Origin of the sequence: Neisseria perflava (assembly GCF_019334725.1) — a bacterium.
Lineage (GTDB): Bacteria > Pseudomonadota > Gammaproteobacteria > Burkholderiales > Neisseriaceae > Neisseria > Neisseria subflava_A.
Genome location: NZ_CP079818.1, coordinates 1,644,023 through 1,666,055, shown reverse-complemented (window position 1 = coordinate 1,666,055; position 22,033 = coordinate 1,644,023). Strand labels below are relative to the sequence as shown.

At 47.3% G+C, this 22,033-nt stretch carries 23 protein-coding genes; 4 read left to right on the top strand and 19 right to left on the bottom strand.

Going from position 1 to position 22,033, the window contains the following annotated elements:
• Nucleotides 1-77: 77 nt before the first annotated feature.
• From LPB400_RS07965 to LPB400_RS07955, 3 genes are all read right to left on the bottom strand, one after another.
• Nucleotides 78-647 (bottom strand): RNA 2'-phosphotransferase, encoded by a 570-nt coding sequence (locus LPB400_RS07965; RefSeq protein ID WP_107769433.1) that lies wholly within the window; start codon nt 645-647, stop codon nt 78-80.
• A 43-nt stretch (nt 648-690) separates the two neighbouring features.
• Nucleotides 691-2,166, bottom strand: a complete 1,476-nt coding sequence (gene trpE / locus LPB400_RS07960; protein ID WP_070589778.1) for an anthranilate synthase component I — start codon at nt 2,164-2,166, stop codon at nt 691-693.
• A gap of 135 nt (nt 2,167-2,301) precedes the next feature.
• The gene (locus LPB400_RS07955) at nt 2,302-2,679 is read right to left on the bottom strand and encodes a hypothetical protein (RefSeq protein ID WP_070460870.1); all 378 of its coding nucleotides are present in this window, start codon (nt 2,677-2,679) and stop codon (nt 2,302-2,304) included.
• A 136-nt stretch (nt 2,680-2,815) separates the two neighbouring features.
• Between LPB400_RS07955 and LPB400_RS07950 the strand changes: the two genes are divergently transcribed.
• Entirely contained in the window at nt 2,816-3,436 is a 621-nt protein-coding gene (locus LPB400_RS07950; RefSeq protein ID WP_070460868.1) for a Smr/MutS family protein, read from the top strand.
• Between the two features lie 52 nt (nt 3,437-3,488).
• Here LPB400_RS07950 and LPB400_RS07945 read toward each other — a convergent pair whose 3' ends face one another.
• The 6 genes from LPB400_RS07945 to dnaB form a co-directional block, all read right to left on the bottom strand.
• Nucleotides 3,489-3,977: a PilX family type IV pilin gene (locus LPB400_RS07945; RefSeq protein WP_070460866.1), complete on the bottom strand. Its 489-nt coding sequence runs from the start codon at nt 3,975-3,977 to the stop codon at nt 3,489-3,491.
• Between the two features lie 4 nt (nt 3,978-3,981).
• Entirely contained in the window at nt 3,982-4,527 is a 546-nt protein-coding gene (locus LPB400_RS07940; protein ID WP_070460864.1) for a pilus assembly PilX family protein, read from the bottom strand.
• Nucleotides 4,506-5,441, bottom strand: a complete 936-nt coding sequence (locus tag LPB400_RS07935) for a PilW family protein (RefSeq protein WP_070460863.1) — start codon at nt 5,439-5,441, stop codon at nt 4,506-4,508. Before LPB400_RS07935 ends, LPB400_RS07940 begins: the two co-directional genes overlap by 22 nt.
• A 2-nt stretch (nt 5,442-5,443) precedes the next feature.
• Entirely contained in the window at nt 5,444-6,109 is a 666-nt protein-coding gene (pilV, locus tag LPB400_RS07930; protein WP_219088643.1) for a type IV pilus modification protein PilV, read from the bottom strand.
• 12 nt (nt 6,110-6,121) lie between these two features.
• Nucleotides 6,122-6,790 carry a GspH/FimT family pseudopilin gene (locus tag LPB400_RS07925; RefSeq protein WP_219088641.1) on the bottom strand — a complete coding sequence of 223 codons (669 nt, stop codon included), beginning with the start codon at nt 6,788-6,790 and terminating at the stop codon, nt 6,122-6,124.
• Nucleotides 6,791-6,947: 157 nt separating this feature from the next.
• On the bottom strand, nt 6,948-8,354 hold the full coding sequence (gene dnaB / locus LPB400_RS07920) for a replicative DNA helicase (RefSeq protein WP_036493702.1): 1,407 nt from the start codon (nt 8,352-8,354) through the stop codon (nt 6,948-6,950).
• Between the two features lie 154 nt (nt 8,355-8,508).
• Between dnaB and LPB400_RS07915 the strand changes: the two genes are divergently transcribed.
• Together LPB400_RS07915 and LPB400_RS07910 are read left to right on the top strand one after the other, a co-directional pair.
• Nucleotides 8,509-9,090: a superoxide dismutase gene (locus LPB400_RS07915; protein WP_003683473.1), complete on the top strand. Its 582-nt coding sequence runs from the start codon at nt 8,509-8,511 to the stop codon at nt 9,088-9,090.
• A 225-nt stretch (nt 9,091-9,315) separates the two neighbouring features.
• Nucleotides 9,316-10,857, top strand: coding sequence for an L-lactate MFS transporter (locus LPB400_RS07910; protein WP_003747033.1), 1,542 nt, complete (start codon nt 9,316-9,318; stop codon nt 10,855-10,857).
• 60 nt (nt 10,858-10,917) lie between these two features.
• On the opposite strand, the gene LPB400_RS07905 is transcribed toward LPB400_RS07910, so the two are convergent.
• From LPB400_RS07905 to cmk, 10 genes are all read right to left on the bottom strand, one after another.
• A complete protein-coding gene (locus LPB400_RS07905) occupies nt 10,918-11,763 on the bottom strand; it encodes a DUF817 domain-containing protein (protein WP_070460851.1) in 846 nt (281 codons plus the stop codon).
• Nucleotides 11,764-11,796: 33 nt separating this feature from the next.
• Nucleotides 11,797-13,062, bottom strand: a complete 1,266-nt coding sequence (gene ispG / locus LPB400_RS07900) for a flavodoxin-dependent (E)-4-hydroxy-3-methylbut-2-enyl-diphosphate synthase (protein ID WP_219088639.1) — start codon at nt 13,060-13,062, stop codon at nt 11,797-11,799.
• 1 nt (nt 13,063) lies between these two features.
• On the bottom strand, nt 13,064-13,948 hold the full coding sequence (locus tag LPB400_RS07895; RefSeq protein WP_219088637.1) for a helix-turn-helix domain-containing protein: 885 nt from the start codon (nt 13,946-13,948) through the stop codon (nt 13,064-13,066).
• Nucleotides 13,949-14,704 carry a type IV pilus biogenesis/stability protein PilW gene (gene pilW, locus LPB400_RS07890; protein ID WP_004519786.1) on the bottom strand — a complete coding sequence of 252 codons (756 nt, stop codon included), beginning with the start codon at nt 14,702-14,704 and terminating at the stop codon, nt 13,949-13,951. It lies immediately after the preceding gene.
• Between the two features lie 8 nt (nt 14,705-14,712).
• Nucleotides 14,713-15,801, bottom strand: coding sequence for a 23S rRNA (adenine(2503)-C(2))-methyltransferase RlmN (gene rlmN, locus LPB400_RS07885; RefSeq protein ID WP_003683577.1), 1,089 nt, complete (start codon nt 15,799-15,801; stop codon nt 14,713-14,715).
• 168 nt (nt 15,802-15,969) lie between these two features.
• Complete coding sequence (gene ndk / locus LPB400_RS07880; RefSeq protein ID WP_004519785.1) at nt 15,970-16,395, bottom strand: nucleoside-diphosphate kinase; 426 nt, start codon at nt 16,393-16,395, stop codon at nt 15,970-15,972.
• 94 nt (nt 16,396-16,489) lie between these two features.
• Nucleotides 16,490-17,626, bottom strand: coding sequence for a cell division protein ZapE (gene zapE, locus LPB400_RS07875; protein ID WP_049333700.1), 1,137 nt, complete (start codon nt 17,624-17,626; stop codon nt 16,490-16,492).
• A 260-nt stretch (nt 17,627-17,886) separates the two neighbouring features.
• A complete protein-coding gene (locus tag LPB400_RS07870; RefSeq protein WP_003678992.1) occupies nt 17,887-18,201 on the bottom strand; it encodes an integration host factor subunit beta in 315 nt (104 codons plus the stop codon).
• 10 nt (nt 18,202-18,211) lie between these two features.
• On the bottom strand, nt 18,212-19,897 hold the full coding sequence (gene rpsA, locus LPB400_RS07865) for a 30S ribosomal protein S1 (RefSeq protein ID WP_003678994.1): 1,686 nt from the start codon (nt 19,895-19,897) through the stop codon (nt 18,212-18,214).
• 154 nt (nt 19,898-20,051) lie between these two features.
• On the bottom strand, nt 20,052-20,711 hold the full coding sequence (cmk, locus tag LPB400_RS07860) for a (d)CMP kinase (RefSeq protein ID WP_107811012.1): 660 nt from the start codon (nt 20,709-20,711) through the stop codon (nt 20,052-20,054).
• Between the two features lie 216 nt (nt 20,712-20,927).
• On the opposite strand from cmk, the gene ruvB reads away from it, so the two are divergent.
• The gene (gene ruvB / locus LPB400_RS07855) at nt 20,928-21,959 is read left to right on the top strand and encodes a Holliday junction branch migration DNA helicase RuvB (RefSeq protein ID WP_070460845.1); all 1,032 of its coding nucleotides are present in this window, start codon (nt 20,928-20,930) and stop codon (nt 21,957-21,959) included.
• Nucleotides 21,960-22,033: the final 74 nt, after the last annotated feature.

Sequence of the window (22,033 nt, the reverse complement as noted above, 5' to 3'; positions counted from 1 at the left end):
TCGCTTTATGAAGAAATTGGGTAGGGTGTTTGCAGGCCGTCTGAAAATGGTTTTACGGCTTCAGACGGCCTGATGTTTTAAAGTTTGCCGATAAATTGCGGCGGAACGTTTTCAGTTAACCATACGCCGTTGTCCGCCAGATAAAATTGGTGTCCTGCCGCAAGCATGGCGACAGTGTCGATGGTCAATACAAGCGGCTTGCCGTGGCGGGAGCCGACGTTGACGGCTGTTGCAGCATCGGCAGACAGATGGACAAAATGGCGCGAGGCAGAATGCAGGCCTTGTTCCAAAATAGATGGAACAGAGCGCTCAGCCGTACCGTGATACAAAATCTGAGGAGGCGTTGCCACTTTGTGTTCAACCTGAACTTGTGCCGTCGAATGACCTTGTGCCGCGCGGATGCGTTTGCCGTCTTCAGAAAGGGTAAACCGTTTTTTATCGTTTTTTTCGACCACTTCCAATAATATTTCGTAGGTCAGCGGATTGCCCATAAAGCTGCGCTCGGGATGGTTTACCTGTGTCAACAGGGTATCAATATCCACCCAGCCGTCTTTATCCAAAGTAATGCCGATTTGCTCGGGATGATGGCGCAAGATAAAGCTGAGGAATTTGCTGATGGATTTTAGTTGTTTTTCTTTTAGTATCATAATCTTGTTGTTTAGTCATTTCAGAGCGCAGGCCGTCTGAAAATTATTTATCCAACCCTTCTTGCACCATTTGCGCTGCGCGGATCACGGCGCGGGCTTTGTTTTGGGTTTCCTGCCATTCGGAGGTTGGGTCGGAGTCGGCAACTACGCCTGCGCCGCTTTGCACGAAGAGGGTATTGTTTTTAATCACGGCAGTGCGGATGGCAATGGCCAGGTCCATGTCGTTGTTGAAACTCCATACGCCGACTGCGCCGCCGTAGATGCCGCGTTTGCTCGGTTCGACTTCTTCGATGATTTCCATGGCGCGGACTTTAGGCGCGCCGGAAAGTGTGCCTGCCGGGAAGGTAGCGGCGAGGATGTCCATGTTGGTCATGCCGTCTTTCAGACGGCCTTCGACGTTAGAGACGATGTGCATCACATGGGAATATTTTTCAATCACCATTTTGTCGGTAACTTTGACTTCGCCGGTTTTACTGATGCGGCCGACATCGTTGCGTCCTAAGTCAATCAACATGACGTGTTCGGCAATTTCTTTGGCATCGCTCAGCAGGTCTTGTTCGTTGGCAAGGTCTTCGGCTGGTGTTTTGCCGCGCAGGCGTGTACCGGCGATAGGACGGACGATAACATCGTCGCGTTCGCGGCGGACGAGGATTTCGGGCGAAGAGCCGACAATATGGAAATCGCCGAAATCGTAGTAGAACATATACGGCGATGGGTTCAGCGTACGCAGGGCGCGGTAGAGGGCAAGCGGATTGTCGGTAAATTCCATGCTCATGCGTTGGCTGGGGACAACCTGCATACAGTCGCCTGCAAAGATGTAGTCTTTGATTTTGTTGACGCAGGCTTTGAAAGGTTCTTCTCCAAATTCGCTGACTGCTTGCGTCTGCTTGCTGCCAAGGGAAAGCGGGATGGCACAACTTTGGCGTAACTGGGTACGGATGTCTTCAAGACGTTCGCGCGCGCGTTCATAGCCGTTGGCTTGAGACGGATCGGCATAAACAATCAGGTAGATTTTGCCACTTAGGTTATCCACTACCGCAAGCTCTTGCGAGAGCATCAGGAGGATGTCGGGCGTACCGAGCGGATCGGCTTTGGCCGTATGTTTCAGGCGGTGGGCAAAATGTTCGAAATTGTAGATGGTTTCATAACCGAAGTAGCCGACCAGGCCGCCGGTAAAGCGCGGCAGGCTTGGGATTTCGGGCGTTTTGAAGCGGTTGTGGAAGGCTTCGATAAAGGGCAGGGGATTGCCGTCGTGTTGTTCGACGATTTCGCCGTTTTGATACACGTCGACATGTTTGCCGCTGGTTTTGAGATAGTGGCTGCAAGGCAGGCCGATAAAGGAATAGCGGCCGAAGCGTTCACCACCGACAACGGATTCGAGCAGGTAGGTGAAAGGCTTGTTGGCAAGTTTGAGGTAGATTGAGAGCGGTGTGTCCAAGTCGGCAAGCAGCTCTTGAACGAGTGGAATGCGGTTGTAACCTTGTGCGGCTTGGGCTTGGTATTCTTGTTTGCTGATCATCTTGATAAGTCTTTCAGACGGCCTGTTTTAGGGTGTTAAATCGTGTGAAGAGTATAGCATTTTATTGGGATTGTTGACAGTCTGAGCGTTATGTCAGATATGGAAAACGCCGTCTGAAAAAGACGGCGCGAGGTATCAGGCAAGGGTATTGGAGATTTTGTTTTTCCGGCTTCGTTTCCACTTGAAGAGATAAGCGGCAATAACGGGAATCAGGGCAATAATGGATTTGAATGTCCAGCCTGAATACCATGTACCTTCGGGAACATCGCTTGCAAGCCAAGTGAAGTACGGCCACCAACAGGCAACTAGGCTGCCGAGGAACAGCGGCCAAATATGACGGCTTAAGTTGCGTTGCCATAAAAGGAAACAGATGGCCGCCCAAACGAAAGTCAGTACGGTAATCAGGAGAATGGTGTAGGCATCTGAAATCAGGATGGCGGCAATGTAGTAGCTGAGTACGACCCATAATAGGGCAAGTATCAAGACGATGATTTCTTCCGGGCGTTTAAACATATTTTCTCTCTTTTGTAAGACTGGCAATACGTTAATACTATACCCTAAACAAGAAGCGATGATAAGAGTCTTTCAGACGGTCTTGTAATCGGGTTTGCTATAATGTGCGCAATCAATTTTTTGGAAAGGACAAACCATGACGGCAAACTTTCAAGAAACGCTGAAGGCTTTGGGCAAACAGGTGAAAAAGGAAGCCGCGGAGCGGGAAGCCGAAGCGAAGGCTAAAAAGCTGGTAGAGGATGTAGATTTCAGCAAGGCGGTTGGCAAGGTTACGCCGTTGAAAAATGCCGGTAACTATTATGAACAGCCTCGTGATAAATCACCTATCAAGCCGCGACCTAAAGAAATGGCGACTTTGGAGCAGGAAGATTATTTTTATGTAGGCAGCGGCGGCTGGGAAGAACCGCCGGCTTCGTTCAGTAAAAACGGGCAGGGTAAAAATGATTTGATGCGTTTGCGAAACGGCCATTATCCCGTGGTGGCGGATGTAGATTTGCACGGCTATACGCAGGAAGAAGCGCAGCAGGTATTGAACGAATTTATTGAGTTTACGAAAAAACGCGGTGTTTGCGGCGAGATTGTCCACGGCAGCGGCTTGGGTTCTGCAGGCTATAAACCGGTTTTGAAAAATATGACGCGTCGCTGGTTGATGCAGCATCCTGATGTATTGGCTTATGTCGAGCCTCGACAAGGCAATGATGGCGCAGTCAGGATCTTGTTGAAACGCCAACGCCGAGACGATGATTGGAAACAGTAAAATATAAAAAGCAGTGTCGATAAAATGACACTGCTTTTTTATGGTTGTCAGACTAAGAAGATTTCTTTTTGGAAACCGATTCGCAACCTTTTCCATTGGTCATTGTGGTTTTGAAATCTTTGGCAGAATCCATATCAGTGCATTTGTAAGCATTGCCCAAACTATCCATCCAAACGGAAAGGGTGTAGCCAGTTTTTGTGGGAATGGCTTTCAAACGATAGGCTCGGCTTTTATTGGTATCAATCATTTCGGCAGAGTATTGGTATTTGTCTGCCAAATCTTTATGGCCTTTATATGAGGAAATAAAGTCATCCAACTTGGTTTTAATCTCATCAGTTTTCCACTTTGGATTTTTAACCATCTGGGTTTTAAAAGCAGAATTGATGGCAACTAACTCGGCATGCGCTTGTGATTGGTAGCCGCGTTCAATGTAGCGGTTGTAAGAGGGAATGGCAATGATGCTCAGAATGGCTAAGATGGCGACGGCAATCATCATCTCAACCAGCGTAAAGCCTAGTTGTTGGGTAGAGGTAGTATTCATTTTATTATTCGCTGGCAACGTAAGACTGAAGGACGACTTGGGTATTGGCATTCTTACCCCATGCTTTGGCAGTAACGCGGTAGGTAATTCGACCCTCGGTAGTTTTGCCTAAATATTCGATGATGTAGCGTGGATTGTTTGCGATGCCGCTTTTTTTATCTAAAGGATATTCCGTACCATTGGTGTCAATACACAGGCTTTTGTCGCATTTACGCTTCCAAGCATCTACGGTTGGGCTACCTTCTTCAGTAAAATCGCCATTGGATTTGACATTTGGTGTGGAACATAAACCTTTTTCACATTTTGCGGTAAAAGTAGTCTTTTTCCCTTCAATATCAAAAATTTGATTTTCACCTTCACGCAATGCCGCTTCGGCCAAAGTGGTTGTCAGTTTGCGGTCGGCATCGTTGGTGCTGATACGCTGTTCAGTATTGTAGGACTGGGTAGCTGTGACCACGAGCAGGGCGATGACGACCATCATCATTAAAACGATAAACAAAGCATAGCCCTGCTGCCGGTCAGGTTTGATTAGAGTGATCGGTCGGCGCATACGTTTCCTCCGCGGATAGTGGCATTAATATTATAGATATCGACTTTATTGTCTTGTTCTTTTGATGGGTCAATACTGCCGTTATTCAGTACGATTTGGATAGAAGCCGGAGACTTAGCCTCAGCTGAGATATCCAATGCGTTTTTGTAATCAAATGATTCTGTATTTACTCCGCTGGCAGATGCATTTTCAGAATTAGGACATTCTGCATAGATATAGTGGATATCCATGGTTGTAATGCCTTTAATCAACAGCTGCGGATTACTCCATGAGCCATCATTTGATAATTGGAAACGGAACAAACCGCTCTCTTCGCCAAGTTTGCCGACAGCGTAGGCAATCATTTCATGTTTCATGATGGCGATACTGCCGTCTTGATCAGAGTCGTTAATTTTTAAAGCCAATTTTGCCGCCGCCAAATCTTTAATTTCTGTTTGAGGCTTTGCAATGCCTGAGCAGCTACTAACAATAGCAGTTTTTGCAGCAGGGTTTGCTTTGTCGATTCCATATTGAAACAGCAGGGCTTTGCCGGTTTGAGCAAAACCTGCATAGCCTAATTTATTGATTTCTTTAACCGGTAACAGCTTATTCACACTAGCTGTTTTCAATGTGTATTCATCCGAGCTTTTGTCTTCTATTACTGCAGAGGCGGGAGAATTCGACATATTGAAGCAACCGAAATTGCCTGCCATACGCGCATCGCGGACGATCATATTGGCGGTGTTGCGCAAATCTTGCTGGATACCGATGCGGGAGTTGGCAGATTTGTTTAATCCGCGTGCAGTGAAGTAGGTGGAGCTGACAGCCATTAAGACGATCATACTGAGCAGACTGGCAACCAGAAATTCAAGGATGCTGAAACCGCGCATCGCGGTTTTATTGGGAATATGGTTGAGTAAGCGTTTATTGTTCATTGTTAGTCTCTTACGCGTGATTGGTAGGTATAGACAACGTGATGCCCCGATTTATTGAGATTTTTTGCGCTATTTTCTTCTTCGACATCTTGCAACCATAAAACTTTCACGATGGTCGTGTCGCCTTTGCCATCGCATTTTGCGTTAAACCCATTTTCGTAAGTCGGCTCTACACCGGAAGAGTCTTTGCAGATGGTCGAGAAGACTTGGGCTTCGGGAAGGGCTTTGGCTAAATCGGTTTTAAACTGTGCAATTTGAGTTTGCGCAAGTTGCGCTTTTGTCATTTTGTCTTTAAATTCCGTAGTTTGCTTTGAGTCTTTCAGCTGTTCAGAGCTTGATGTGATGTAAGTATCGTAGGATTTTTTATAACGGGAGGTTTTGTCGCCTGCAGTATCGGTTTCTTCAGAGAGCGTCGGATTGATAAGCATGCCTTCGATTAGATTTTGTGTAATTTGGGCGACGGTGGTTTGATTTTCAGACTCGCGCACGTTGGATACGGTACGCAGTTGGACAGCCAGAAGGGCCAGCACACCGATGGCAAGGACAAACATGGCAATCAAAACTTCAATCAGGGTCATACCTGATTGAAGTTCTGGGGTAAAGCTTGATGAGCTCATTTTCAGACGGCCTTTAAATGATCTGAGATGAGTAGGATTAGTAATGTTCATAAGATACCGTTGTTATTTTTTGGAAGTGTATTCGCACATTTTGCGCTCATCGTTTTTAGCACAGATTTCGACATGCCCATTGCCATTGATTAAAAGTACGGTAGCACGGGCTTTCTTGGTTTCAGCATCGGTAGCGGATTTATCCGTCAGGCTGATTTTGATGTGGCCGTCTGAAAATTGATAATTCTTGCCATCGGTCGAATGGCCAAATGTACCATTGGGAAGAAACCTCCACCAGACTTCGTTTGAAGCCGAAGTAGAGAGGGCAGAACGGTCATTGCCGATAGGGATGTAGTCGAAGCTGTATTCTACTTTGTCGGTGCCTCCATTGAGAATAATGGAGCGGACGGATAAATCGACTGTATCGTTTTTATAGTTGGAATCTCCGTTTTTATCGGCGTAGGCCAACATACCATTACCGGCATATTTGGAATCGCAACCATTATTGGGCGAGCCATCGGATTTGATTTTGACCGGGCAGATGTAAACGGGAAGATTGAGACGGACGGCCTCATTTCGCGCGAAGCGCAGCAGATTGGCAATTTGCTCTGCTTGCGATGCTGCACGTCTGGAGGCAATCCATTGATTCATATTGGGAAGTGCGATGACGGCCATTACTGCTGCAATAGTAATGACAATCAGCAACTCAATTAGGGTGAAGCCTTTTTGTGTCTGATACATGAGTGATTTTTTGGTAGTAATGTGTTGGGTAACTGACGTTTTCTCTTTTGCACTTGCCTGCGGCAATGCTTTTGCTTTTATTAGATTTATTTTAAACGATTTTGTAATGCGTGACTAATGAAATATGAAATTCGGTTAGTTTTTCAGACAATCTGTCTCAATCTTCCATCAACATGGATTCTGGAACATAGGCGGCATTATCAAATTTGGTAAATTGACCCATCCAAGTGAGGAATACTTTCCCGACTGGACCGTTACGGTGTTTGCCGATAATACATTCCGCCAAGCCTTTTGCGGGTGATTCTGAATTGTAGTATTCATCACGATACATGAACATAATCAAGTCGGCATCTTGTTCGATTGCGCCGGATTCACGCAAATCGGACATCATCGGGCGTTTGTCAGTACGCTGCTCAACTGTACGGCTCAACTGCGACAGGGCAATGACGGGAACTTGCAATTCTTTAGCCAATGCTTTGAGGGAGCGGGAAATTTCGCCAAGCTCGGAAGCACGGTTGTCAGAACGGCCGGAGCCTGACATTAATTGCAGGTAGTCGATGACGATCAAACCCAATTTGCCGTTGAACTGGCGAGCAAGACGGCGGGCGCGGGCGCGGAGTTCGAGCGCGGTCAAGCCCGGCGTTTCATCGATATACATGGGTGCATCGGAGAGTTTAACGACCGCTTCGTTCAGACGGCCCCAGTGTTCGTCTTGCAATCTGCCGGTTTTTAAAACGCTTTGGTCCAAACGTCCGACTGAACCCAGCATACGCATAACCAGCTGCGCACCGCCCATCTCCATAGAGAATACGGCGACAGGTAATTTGTTTTCTACGGCAACGTGTTCCGCAATATTGATCGAAAAGGCAGTTTTACCCATAGACGGACGGCCTGCGACGATAATCAAATCGCCCGGTTGAAGGCCTGATGTTTTTTTGTCGAGGTCGATAAAACCTGTCGATATGCCGGTTACTTCATCAGGATTGTCGCGCGAATAAAGCATATCGATGCGTTCGACCACTTCTTTCAGAAGGTCGGGCATCTCAAGGAAGCCTTGTTTGGATTTGGCTGTACTTTCGGCGATTTGGAATACTTTGTTTTCCGCCTCATCCAAAAGCTGGCCTGCATCGCGCCCTTGCGGATTGTATGCGCTGCGTGCAATTTCCGTGCCGACTTCGGCAAGCTGGCGCATGATGGAACGTTCGCGCACGATTTCGGCGTAGCGACGGATATTGGCAGCGGATGGCGTGTTTTGCGCCAGCGTAATCAGATAGTTGAATCCGCCTGCCGCTTCCAATTCTTCATTGCGTTCCAAACTTTCTTGAACGGTAATGACGTCGGCAGGGCGGCTTTCATTAATCAGGTTGGCAATGGCACGAAAAATCAGGCGGTGTTCGTGGCGGTAGAAATCTTCGCCGGAAACGACATCGGCAATACGGTCCCAAGCAGAATTTTCCAGCATCAGGCCGCCCAAAACGGATTGCTCCGCTTCTGTGGAATGCGGCGGCAAGGATAATGCGCTGATTTCACGGTCTTCAGACGGCATATCGGAATAATTGCTCATGACGGGCATCTCTGGCTGGAAAATTGTAATCCGCTATTATAACGCAGTGTAAGTTCAATTGGTTTGTTTAGGCTAAAGCAGGTAAAATAGTCATGTTGTCAATATGACGACGCACACTACCAAAATATAAATATCAACAATCAGGAGCACAAAAATGGAACATAAGCTGCCACAACTGCCTTATGAACTGGACGCATTGTCCCCACATCTGACCAAAGAAACTTTGGAGTTCCACTACGGCAAACACCATCAAACCTACATCACCAATTTGAACAATCAAATCAAAGGCACTGAGTTTGAAGAAATGCCTTTGGAAGAAATCGTGAAAAAATCTTCCGGCGGTATGTTCAACAACGCTGCCCAAACTTGGAACCACACTTTCTACTGGCTGGGCTTTACCCCTAAAGGCCAAGGCAAACCTGCCGGTGAATTGGCTGCGGCCATCGACGCCAAATGGGGCAGCTTCGAGAAATTCCAAGAAGCGTTCAATGCCTGCGCGGCCGGTACTTTCGGTTCCGGTTGGGCATGGTTGGTGAAAACACCTGCCGGCGAATTGGATCTGGTTTCTACTTCCAATGCAGGTACTCCGCTGACTACTGAAAATACTCCGCTGTTGACTTGCGACGTATGGGAACACGCCTACTACATCGACTACCGCAACAGCCGTCCTAACTACCTGAAAGGTTTTTGGGAAATCGTTAACTGGGATGAAGTTGCCAAACGCTTCGCCGCATAAAACGATATGAATGAAAAGGCCGTCTGAAAGATTTTCAGACGGCCTTTTTGTTGATATTGGATGAGGAAAATGGTTTAGATGAATGTTTTTTCTGTCTGATGCGCAAAATTATCATGGAGCGGACAAAAAGGAAAATGGGAGATTAATGTTACAATATTGTTAACAATTTTTTGATTCCACATGATATGGAATCAGCGTTTGACATACATAAGATAAGAGGATTTTATGAAGTTTTTAGACCGTGAGGCGACCATTGCCAAACCCGGCTTTAATCGTTGGCTGGTACCGCCTGCTGCTTTGGCTGTGCATCTTGCCATCGGGCAGATATACGCTTATTCCGTGTTTAATGCGCCTTTAACCAAGCTTATCGGTATCACTGAGTCGGCTGCCGGAGATTGGAAGCTGACCACGGTGGGTTGGATTTTCAGTATTGCCTTGGCGATGTTGGGCGCGTCTGCGGCCATGTTTGGTACTTGGATGGAGCGAGTTGGTCCGCGTAAAGCAATGTTTGTTGCCGCCTGCTGCTTTAGCTTGGGCTTTTTTGTGTCGGCAATCGGCGTCCATACGCACAATCTGTTTTTGCTTTATTTGGGCAACGGCGTGATTGGCGGGATTGGTTTGGGCTTGGGCTATATCGGGCCTGTATCGACATTGATGAAATGGTTTCCCGATAAACCGGGCATGGCGACAGGCTTGGCGATTATGGGTTTTGGCGGCGGCGCGATGTTGGCTTCGCCTTTGTCGGTATCGCTGATGAGTTTTTTCTCCAGTGAAACTTCGGTTGGCGTTGCGCAGACTTTTGTGGTTTTAGGATTGTTTTATTTGGTGTTGATGATGTTTGGCGCGTTTACGATCCGTGTACCTGCCGATGGCTGGAAACCTAAAGGTTATGTTGCGCCGAAAAACAAAAGCAAATTGGTCAGCAGCAATCATGTCAATGTCTCACAAGCCATGAAAACGCCGCAATTTTGGCTTTTGTTTTGGGTATTGTGCTTGAATGTGACGGCCGGTATTGGTGTGTTGGGACAGGCTTCCGTCATGATTCAGGAGCTGTTTTCCGAGGCATCTGTAGGAAAACAAGCGGCAATTGGTGCGGGCGCGGCGGCAGGTTTTGTGAGTCTGTTGAGCCTGTTTAATATGGGCGGCCGCTTTTTGTGGTCCAGCGTGTCCGATAAAATCGGCCGTAAAAACACTTATACCATTTTCTTTGTGCTCGGCTCGCTGTTGTATTTTGCCATTCCGTCTATTGGCGGGAGCGGTAACAAGGCTTTGTTTGTCATTGGTTTCTGCGTCATTATTTCCATGTATGGCGGCGGTTTCGCAGCGATTCCGGCGTATTTGAAGGATTTGTTCGGCACTTACCAAGTCGGCGCAATCCACGGCAGGATTTTGCTGGCATGGTCAACTGCGGCCGTTATTGGCCCGGTATTGGTTAACTATATCCGCCAAAGTCAAATTGAAAGCGGCGTTCCGGCTGCCGAGGCTTATAGCATTACCATGTACATCATGGCGGGTTTGTTGATTGTCGGTTTGCTGTGTAACTTGAGTGTTCGCTCGGTTCATGAAAAGCATCACGAGAAAGACATTAAAGTAGCGGCACATAGCCGCAATCCCGATGATGAAACCGCTGTATCCGATGCCTATCTGATTAGTAAAAAAGTATCAGCGGGCGGTATCGGAGTGTGGTGGCGCTGGGCTTTGGTCTGCATTCCTTTGGGCTACGGCGTTATTATGGTGTTTGTGAAAGCCTTAAGTTTGTTTAATTGATTGTTGAAAATGAAAGGCAGTCTGAAGGTTTCAGACGGCCTTTTTATATATGTTGAACAATTAATCTTTCGATACGCTGATGGTATGTTTAATGTGTTTTAAATTCGCAACGATGGTAAAAGTCATCATTACCAGTAAAGCCCATGAGCTCCATTTGCTGATGTGTACCGATGCCCACGCGCCGATTTGGTTGGGATAGCGCCAAACACCGAATAAAGTTCCTAAATTTTCCGCCAGCCAAATGAAAAATCCAATCAGGACAAAAGCGAGCAGGAGCGGCATTTTGCGAGTAGTGTCATAGGGCGTGTACAAGACTGTCGTCCGGGCGTATAGGCCGAGAGCAAAGGCTGCGAGATACCAGCGATAGTCGCCGATATAGTGATGAGTGAAAAAATTGATATAAATCGCCAGTGCGCACAAAGTGCCCAACCAATATGGCGGATGGCTTTTGATTTTGAGATCAAACAGCCGCCATGCTTGAATGATATAGCTGCCGACTGCGGCATACATAAAGCCTGCAAACAGCGGTACGCCGCCAATTTTGGTGTATGCCTCATCCGGATAGCTCCAAGACTGGATATCACCTGAGGTTTTGAACCATTCTAAAGCAAAGCCCACCAAGTGAAACAGCGTAATCGATTTCACTTCATCCCAAGTTTCCAGCTTGAAATACAGCATGGCTGCTTGTACGGAGATGGCAAAAATCAGCAGCAGGTCATAGCGCGAAATCCCTAACCAGCCTGTTTTTGGGATGAGGAACATGGCAATGAAAAACAAGCCTGCAAATAAGCAGGCTCGTGCTTCTTTCAAACCGAAGAACCAAAATTCAACGATAAAGCGTCGCCAACCATGCAAATCCTTGCGTTTGGGATGCTCAGTCAGCCAAGTATCCAGTTTTCCCAACATATTTTCAGACGGCCTCTTTATCTTGATAATGTTTTAGGCAGACTGAATTGGAATGACACGGTTTTGCTTACGTTTTGCGCCACCTTCGCAATAGTTGGTTTTGACATAATCTTCAACGATTTGTAAAAACTCGGCAGCGATATTGTCACCTTTGAGGGTCACTTTGCGTTCACCGTCTACATAAACCGGTGCAATCGGAGTTTCGCCTGTACCGGGCAGGCTGATACCGATATCGGCAAGCTTGCTTTCGCCCGGGCCATTGACTACGCAACCCATTACGGCAACGTTCAATGATTCAACGCCTGGATACTCAGTGCGCCAAATAGTCATTTTTTGGCGTAAATAGTTTTGTACGTCTTGCGCCAATTCTTGGAATACGGTGCTGGTGGTACGGCCGCAGCCTGGGCAGGCTGTAACCATTGGTGTGAAGGAACGCAAGCCCATGGTTTGCAGGATTTCCTGACCGACAATGACTTCCTGAGTGCGCGAACTGCCGGGCTCGGGGGTTAGGGAGATTCGAATGGTGTCGCCGATGCCTTCTTGCAATAATACGGCCAGAGCTGCGGTGGAAGCCACAATGCCCTTGCTGCCCATGCCAGCCTCAGTCAGACCGAGATGGAGCGGGTAACGGCAACGGCTGCCTAATTCCCGGTAAACCTGAATCAAGTCTTGTACGGCGCTGACTTTGCACGACAAAATGATTTTGTCTTCAGGTAAGCCCAAAGCCACGGCTTTTTCTGCCGATTCCAGCGCCGAAACAATCAAAGCCTCTTTCATGATTTCTTCAGGCGGCTTCGGTGTAGCAGAAGCTAGGTTGGCATCCATCATGCGCTTGGCAAGGCTTTGATCAAGCGAACCCCAGTTCACACCGATGCGTACAGCTTTATTGTTTTCTGCGGCAGTACGAATCATAAAGGCAAATTTTTCATCGCCTTTTGCACCTTTGCCGACATTGCCAGGGTTGATGCGGTATTTAGACAGGGCCTTGCCGCACTCAGGAAATTCGGCCAATAAGCGTTCGCCATTAAAATGGAAATCACCAATCAGGGGAGTGGTGTAGCCCATATCATCTAATCGGCTGCGGATTTCGGCTACTTTAGAAGCCGCTTCAGGAGTATTGACCGTGATGCGTACCATTTCCGAGCCGGCATCGCCCAATTCTTTGACCTGTCGGGCAGTTGCTGCGGCATCTGCCGTATCCGTATTGGTCATGGATTGGACAAGAACGGGCGCATCGGAGCCGATGATGAGGTGGTCAATTTTGACTTGATGTGTCTGACGGCGTTTAGGTGTGGTCATTTTAGTTTTTTCCTGCAACAAAAGAGGCGGATTTTTCACCGGCAACACGGTATTTCAAAGGTTCGATAGGTGTGCCGCCGTAATTGGCTTCAGAGCCGGCTGCAATGCCGATCCAAACATTGTAAGGCGCGCCGCCTTTCAGACGTTGTTCGCTTCCGGCTGGAACGATACGGCTGAATACAACTTTTCCATCTTTGTCTGTAATAATCAGATTGCTTCGGTATTGGACTTTAATCCAAAGTTCGTCTTTCTCAACTTTGACGGCAGGCTTCTCATCTTGTACGACGGCGGAAGCTGCTGAGGCTGCTTGATCATTAGCCACTTCAGGCTTATTGGTGATTTCTTTTTTGCCGTCTTCCGTCATTTCGCTAACGGCAACATTATCCGTTTTTAAGGCAGGCGTTTTCATCGTATCAGCAACATCTTTGCTGTTCTGAATATTTGCCTGCTCATTTTCAAAACTGGATTTACTTTGCCAAAAGTAAACGCCGCCTACAGCCAAAGCCAATGCGGCTATTCCCAATATCCATTTTGGGAAACCTTGTTTTTCAGTGTCTGTGTAGCTTAAGCCGGCGTTGGCGCTGCGTGTTACCGCGTATACATGGTCTTCAAGTTGCGGAGTAATGGAGAGTAAATGTTTGGCGATGGTTTGTTCATCGATTTTCAGAAATCGTGCATATGAACGCAGATAGCCTGAAACAAAGACTAAACCGGGAAAGCCTGAATATTCCCCTTTTTCCAAAGCATCAATTTGTTTGGCAGACAGTTTCAACCGTGAAGCAACATCTTGAATATCGATTTTGGCATCAGTTCTGTGTTTGCGTAATTCATCCCCCAATGTTTTGGCGGCTTGTGTGTCGTAGTTGATTTTATCGTTATTTTCCATTTATTGGCCTGTTGTGACAGTTTGTAGTTCGTCTGAATAGGGGAAGTTTGCCCTAAGTTGGGCTTCGTATTCGTATGCGGCGTGTTTATTGCCCAAGGCGGTAGCCAAGCGCCAGCCTAAAAGCAAATCGTCAGCCTGCAGGACATCAACTTTGCTTTGGTATTGGCGGAAATAATAGTCGGCATCGTTAAGATTTCCTGCCATCATTTTGGTTCGGGCAAGTTCTTTGAAAGCAGGGAAGAATTGCGGATTCGCTGCTAAAGACCTTTCCAAATAGGCTTGGGCTAAAGAGTATTGACCTAACCTTGCACTACAAATGCCTTTATTCATATTGGCAATAAAGGGGCTTGGGTAGGTTGGGTCGGCCAGTGCTTTGTCAAAATAAGCCAAAGATTCGGCTGGTGCATTCATTTGATTGCACAAGAACCAACCGTAGTTGTTGTTAACTTCTGCACTATCAGGTTTTAAAGACAATGCTTTAAGAAAGCTTTCCTGGGCTTTGTCTTTAACCTTCAAATACTGATAAATCTCAGCGCGTACCAACCAAGCAAGGTCATTTTTGGAATTGGACTTAAGCGCCTCTTCGATACTTTCAGTAGCTTGGCGGTAGTTTTGGCCGCGCATATATTCCACAGCCAGTTGGGTTTTGATATTAGAAACTTGAATGGCACGTTCTTTAGGGCTTGGGCCGGAAGAGGAAGCGCAGGCAGAAAGAGTCAGTGCGGTAAGTAAAGCGAATCCGAACTTGATTTTCATAATTAACCTTATTGTTCGACCAAAATCTGTTGCCATTTTTGTTGGCGGCGTGTTTTATCTTGTACTTGTCCGGCCAATTGTCCGCAAGCGGCATCGATATCGTCGCCGCGGGTTTTGCGGACAGTAACGACAAAGCCGGCTTGTTGCAGAATATCGCGGAAGACACGGATATTTTCATTGGTAGAACGTTCGTAGCCGGAATTTGGGAAAGGATTGAACGGAATCAGATTGAATTTGCATGGTACGTCTTTAACCAATTCAATCAATTCGCGCGCATGTTGTGCTTTATCATTGATACCGTCGAGCATAACGTATTCAAAGGTAATAAAGTCACGGGGGGCTTTGACCAGATAACGTTGACAGGCCGCCATCAATTCTTTGAGCGGGTATTTTTTGTTGAGAGGAACAATCTGATCGCGCACTTCATCGTTGGATGCGTGTAAAGATACAGCCAAAGCAACAGGCATTGCATCACGTAGTCTGTCCATTTGTGGAACCATGCCCGAAGTGGAAACAGTCACGCGGCGGCGGCTCAAGCCGTAGCCGTGATCATCCAGCATAATGCTCAAAGCGGTAACAACATTATCAAAGTTTGCCATGGGTTCACCCATGCCCATCATCACCACGTTGGAGATAACGCGTTCGTTTTTAGGGGTAACGCCCATGGCTTTATTTGCCCACCAAAGCTGACCGATAATTTCAGCGGCAGTCAGGTTGCGGTTGAAACCTTGTCGTCCGGTAGAGCAGAAGGTGCATTCCAATGCGCAACCGACTTGGGAAGAGATACACAAAGTTCCGCGTTCGGCCTCGGGAATAAAAACGGTTTCTACACCGTTGCCCGTACCGACATCCAGCAACCATTTGCGTGTACCATCAGTAGATTCTTGTGCCATCATTAATTTAGGCACTTCGATTGTGGCTTGTTCATTCAACTTGGCGCGCAATGATTTGGCCAAGTCAGTCATTTCTTCAAAGTTTTGTGCACCGGCTTGATGCATCCAACGCATTACTTGCTTGGCACGAAAAGGCTTTTCGCCCATTTCGGCAAAGTGTTGCGTCAGTCCGTTTAAATCATAATTCAGTAGATTGGTTTTCATGTATTTTTATGTTTCTCAGTAAAGCTTTTAAAGCAAAGAGGCTTATTGAGCAGCTTTGCTTTAAAAGCCTTTGGGTTTTCAGACGGCCTTTAATTTGTAGGACATACAAAGCAGTTTTGCCGTCCGATATGAATCGGACGGCCGTAAAGCGGCTACAGGCTTTTACTCTTAGCGTGGGCAGATTTCGCTTTGGCTGAAGAAGTAAGCAATTTCAATCGCAGCATTTTCAACGCTGTCAGAACCATGTACGGCATTAACACTGACAGATTCTGCAAAGTCGGCACGGATTGTGCCAGGAGCTGCATCGGCTGGATTGGTTGCGCCCATCAATTCGCGATTTTTGGCAACGGCGTTTTCACCTTCCAATACCTGGATCATAACGGGATTACGTGTCATGAATTTAACCAAGTCTTCATAAAAAGGTCGGTCTTTGTGTACGGCATAAAACTCTTTTGCTTCACGCTCAGAGAGATGTTTCATTTTCGCCGCAATAATGCGCAAGCCGTTTTCTTCAAAGCGGCTGTAAATCTTGCCGATGACGTTTTTTTCTACTGCATCGGGTTTGATGATGGAAATCGTACGTTCGATGGCCATGTTATGTCCTTGTTTTTATTAATAGGTAAGTTGCCGTAGCCAAGAGGCGAGGGAAGTGTATTCTACCAAATTTCGCCCCTTTTTGGGAAAGGCATTATTTGCTTAAAGTCAGGTGTGGTTGTTCCAAATAGACTTCAGATTGCATTTCGATCATACGGCTGGCTGTACGGGTAAATTCTTCGGCAAAATCGCCTTCAACGTAAATATCGTTTACGCCAACTGCGCTAGTGGCGCACAGCTTCACACGGAAATCATATAAAACGTCAATTAACCATGTCAGACGGCGTGCTTCTGCTTTTTCTTGCGGGGTTAGACGTTCTAATCCTGAAAGGAAAACCATCTCGTAATGTTCGGCTAAATACAAATAGTCAGCTTGTGAGCGCGGGCCAAAACATAATGCACGGAAATCAAACCAGATGGCGCGTTCTGACTGGGCTTTATGGGGGATTTCCCGTCCATGGATAATGCTGATGCCTGGGTTTAATTCAGAGATTCCGCTCATTTCTTTAAATAAAGCAGCGAGTTTTTGCTCGTTTTCTTCATTATTGGGGACAAAGAAAATTTCGGCAGGACGCAGCGTACGCAAGCGGTAATCTTCGCCGCCATCCACATTTAAAACGGTCAGGTTGGACTCGATAAGGGCGATGGTTGGGAGAAAGCTGCTGCGGTTTTGGCCTTGAGGATAGAGTTCGGATGGGGCGTAGTTGGAAGTGGCTACCAAGACTACACCTTCACTCAACAGGTTTTCCAGTAAACGGCCCAAAATCATGGCATCGGCAATATCACTGACGTGAAACTCGTCAAAGCATAATACGCGTGTTTCTTTGGCAATTTCTGTTGCAACGGCTTTTAAAGGATTGGCTTCGCTTTTCAAGACTTTAAGGCGTTGATGGATTTCGGCCATGAAAGCATGGAAATGCACGCGACGCTTACGGCGATAAGGGAGGCAACCGAAAAAAGCATCCATCAAAAAGCTTTTACCGCGTCCTACGCCGCCATAAAAATAGAGTCCTTTAGGTACTTGAGGGGAACGCAAGCTACGGCCGAGAAAACGGTTGCGTTTGCGTTTGAACATCATCAGCTCGGTCCATAAACGATCCAAATATTCAATGGCTCGCGCTTGGGCTTCGTCGCGGATAAAGTTGGGCTGTTCGGCTGCAGCTTGATACCAAGTCAATGGGCTGTGGTTTTCAAATGGAGGTGGTGTGAATAGTTGGTCTCTATTGCTCATGTGTAACCTTTATTATGCTTTACTGGCGATAGTTGAAACATCATCCGCAATAGTTTGGACAGTAGTTGGAATGATGTTTTCATTACAGAATAGTCGGTCTATTATAAATGATTTCAGACGGCCTGCGTTTTTTGCAAAAGCATTGTAGTAAATATAGTTGAAATAGTGTGTGATTGAGGTATGCGTGAAAAGAGCCGGCTTTAGTATTTTTGGTGAAAACAAAAAAACGCCGCATTTCTGCGGCGTTTTGCTACTAAGTATTAATGAGCACTTTCTTGCAATGCCAAGTCTACACGCTCACGCAACTCTTTACCCGGTTTGAAGTGAGGAACATGCTTTTCTGGCACTTCCACGCGTTCACCGGTTTTCGGGTTGCGCCCGATACGGGCAGGGCGGTGGTTCAAGTCGAAGCTGCCGAAGCCGCGGATTTCGATACGTTGTCCACGAGCCAGTGAGCGGGTCATGGTATCAACCAAGACTTTTACACTGTATTCGACATCTTTAGCCAGCAGTTGGTTGCCATTTTTTTCGGCAAACACTTCTGCAAGGCGAACCATCAATTCAGACTTCGTCATGTCTGCAACCTTATTCTTGGTCGCCGGACAGTTTGGCTTTCAGCAAGTCGCCCAGGCTGGTAGTACCGGCATTGGCAGTTGCAGCGGCGTTAACTGAATTCAGCGCTTCGCGGTTTTCTTTAGCGTCTTTCGCTTTAACAGACAGACGGATGCTGCGGTTTTTGCGGTCAACGGTAACGATAACGGCTTCAACTTCGTCGCCTTCTTTCAGTTTGGTAGTCAGGTCTTCAACTCGGTCAGCAGCGAATTCAGAAGCAGGCAGGTAGCCTTCAACTTCTTCAGACAGAGCAACTACGGCACCTTTGGCGTCAACAGATTTCACAGAACCTTTAACCAAAGAACCTTTGTCGTTTACGCTGATAAAGTTGCCGAACGGATCACCTTCCAGTTGTTTGATACCCAAAGAGATGCGTTCTTTTTCAACGTCGATGGCCAATACAACGGCTTCAACTTCTTCGCCTTTTTTGTATTTGCGTACAGCTTCTTCGCCGGCTTCAGTCCAAGACAGGTCAGACAAGTGAACCAGGCCGTCGATGCCGCCAGGCAGACCTACGAATACGCCGAAGTCAGTGATAGATTTAACTGCGCCGGAGATTTTGTCGCCTTTGTTGTGGTTGGCGGCAAACTCTTCCCAAGGGTTAGCTTGGCATTGTTTCATACCCAAAGAGATACGGCGGCGGTCTTCGTCGATTTCCAGGATCATTACTTCAACTTCGTCACCCAATTGAACAACTTTGCTTGGGTGTACGTTTTTGTTGGTCCAATCCATTTCGGAAACGTGTACCAAACCTTCGATGCCTTGTTCGATTTCAACGAATGCACCGTAGTCAGTCAGGTTGGATACTTTACCGAACAGGCGGGTACCTTGTGGGTAACGACGGGTCAGGCCGCTCCAAGGATCTTCGCCCAGTTGTTTCATACCCAAAGAAACGCGTTGTTTGTCTTGGTCGAATTTCAGGACTTTAGCTTCTACTTCTTGACCAACTTCCAAAACTTCGCTTGGGTGTTTCACACGGCGCCATGCCAAGTCGGTGATGTGCAACAGACCGTCGATGCCGCCCAAGTCAACGAATGCACCGTAATCGGTGATGTTTTTAACGATACCTTTGATAACTGAACCTTCTTGCAGGTTTTCCAGCAAGGCTTTACGCTCTTCGCCCAAAGTAGCTTCCAGAACAGCGCGGCGGGACACAACAACGTTGTTGCGTTTTTTGTCCAGTTTGATCACTTTGAATTCAATTTCTTTGCCTTCGAAGTGAGAAGTGTCTTTTACAGGACGTACGTCAACCAAAGAACCCGGCAGGAATGCGCGGATGCTGTTGATCATAACAGTCAGACCACCTTTGACTTTGCCATTGATAACGCCGGACAGGATGTCGCCGTTTTCCATAGCTTCTTCCAAAGCGATCCAGTCGGCAGCGCGTTTGGCTTTTTCGCGGGACAGTTTGGTTTCGCCGAAGCCGTTTTCAACAGATTCGATGGTAACGGTAACGAAATCGCCAACTTTAACTTCAATCTCGCCCTGAGCGTTTTTGAATTCAGCAACATCAATCAGAGATTCTGATTTCAGACCTGCGTTAACGGTAACGAAGTTTTGATCGATGCCGACTACTTCGGCAGTAATCACTTCACCTGGGTTCATCTCTTGCAGGGTAAAGCTTTCTTCCAGCAGCTGGGCAAAATTTTCCATAGTCATATATACTCTTTTCGGTACACCGCCAAGGGGTGCGGGTTAGGTTTGAAATGACCTGCCGTCCTTGGCGCGGCAGGTTGGGAAATGTTTTCAGACGGCCTTGTTATAGGGCTAACAGGCCGTCTGAAATGAAAACTTCGCGATTATACTCCAAATTTTAAACTTTATGATACCAATCAAGCACTTTTTTTACAGCTTCTTCGATAGAAAGGTTATCGGTATCTAAAAGCAGGGCGTCGGGCAGCTGTTTCAACGGAGCAACAGGGCGGCGGCGGTCTGCTTCGTCGCGCGCTTCAATGTCCGACAAAATACGCTCGAATGCAACGCCTTCGCATGGGATACCGAGTTGTTGGGCGCGACGTTGGGCGCGGACATTGGCACTTGCGGTCAGGAAAATTTTTAATGCAGCATCAGGGAAAATAACCGAGCCGATATCGCGGCCGTCGGCGACCAAGCCTTTTTCGGTTAGGAAGTCGCGTTGGCGTTGCAAAAGGGCGGTACGCACTTTAGGCAACTGCGCGACGGCAGATGCGCCCATACCGATCGCTTCGGTACGGATTTGCTCGGATACATCTTCGCCGTTTAATAATACGGCGCTGCCTTCAAATTGTGCGGGCAAAGTTTCTGCCAGTGTGCTGACGGCGTCTTCATCTGTCCAGGCAACATTTTGTTTTTGTGCGTAAAGCGCAGTCAGGCGGTAAAGCGCACCGGAGTCGAGGTAAAGAAAACCCAAGGCTTCGGCTACGCGTGAGGCAACCGTTCCTTTACCGGATGCGCTGGGGCCGTCGATGGCGATAACTTTTTGCTTGAGGCTCATGTGTTCTCCTGAATGCGATAGGTATTTGAATTAACCGTTTATTATACGTTGCTTTGGCCGTCTGAAAACGAAAATTTTTGTGTGATTTAGATTTGAGGGAAAAGCGGCTCGGCCTTATCAGGTATAATGGCCAAAATCATAATTTAACCGCTTTATCTGATTGTTCGGGCCGTCTGAAACAACGGGTCGGGAACGGTCTTAGAATTTAGAAACATTATGTTACAAACCGATAATCTTACTTCTGCACAACCTCAGCGCATTATCACTGCTCAAAATATTTCCGCTCAGGAAGAATTGCTTGAACGCGCTTTACGTCCGAAAACTCTAGACGACTATATCGGACAGGATAAAGCAAAAGAGCAGTTAGCTATTTTTATTCAGGCGGCAAAAAAACGTGGTGAAGCGCTTGACCACACTTTGTTGTTTGGTCCTCCGGGTTTGGGCAAAACTACTTTGGCGCACATTATTGCCAAAGAGTTAGGAGTTAATTTGCGCCAAACCAGCGGCCCGGTTTTGGAACGTGCTGGCGACCTTGCAGCCTTGTTGACTAATCTCGAGCCGCATGATGTGCTGTTTATCGATGAAATCCACCGTTTAAGCCCAGTGGTTGAAGAAATCCTTTATCCTGCGCTTGAAGATTATCAGTTGGACATCATGATAGGCGAAGGTCCGGCCGCGCGTTCGGTCAAAATCGATTTGCCGCCGTTTACATTGGTGGGCGCAACGACCCGTGCCGGTATGTTGACCAATCCGTTGCGCGACCGTTTCGGTATCGTGTCCCGATTGGAGTTTTATCAGAATAAAGATTTGGCGACTATTGTTGCCCGTTCTGCTCAACTATTGCAGTTGGATATGGGCGACGAGGGCGCTATGGAAGTGGCCAAGCGCAGCCGCGGCACTCCGCGTATTGCCAACCGCCTTTTGCGACGTGTACGCGATTATGCCGATGTGAAAAACAACGGCATCATTGATGCGGAAATTGCCGATGCGGCTTTGAGTATGCTGGATGTGGACGGGCAAGGTTTGGATGTGATGGACAGGAAATTCCTTGAGGCGATTTTGCACAAGTTCAGCGGCGGTCCTGTCGGGTTGGAAAACGTGGCCGCTGCGATTGGCGAATCGACCGATACCATCGAAGATGTGATTGAACCATATCTGATTCAGCAGGGCTTTTTGCAACGTACACCGCGCGGACGCGTAGCAACCGAACGAGCCTATCTGCATTTTGGCTTGAAGGTTCAAGAATAATAATGAAGGTCGTCTGAAAACTGCTTTCAGACGGCCTGATACTTTCAATTTCATATGATTGTCGGCAAATATCT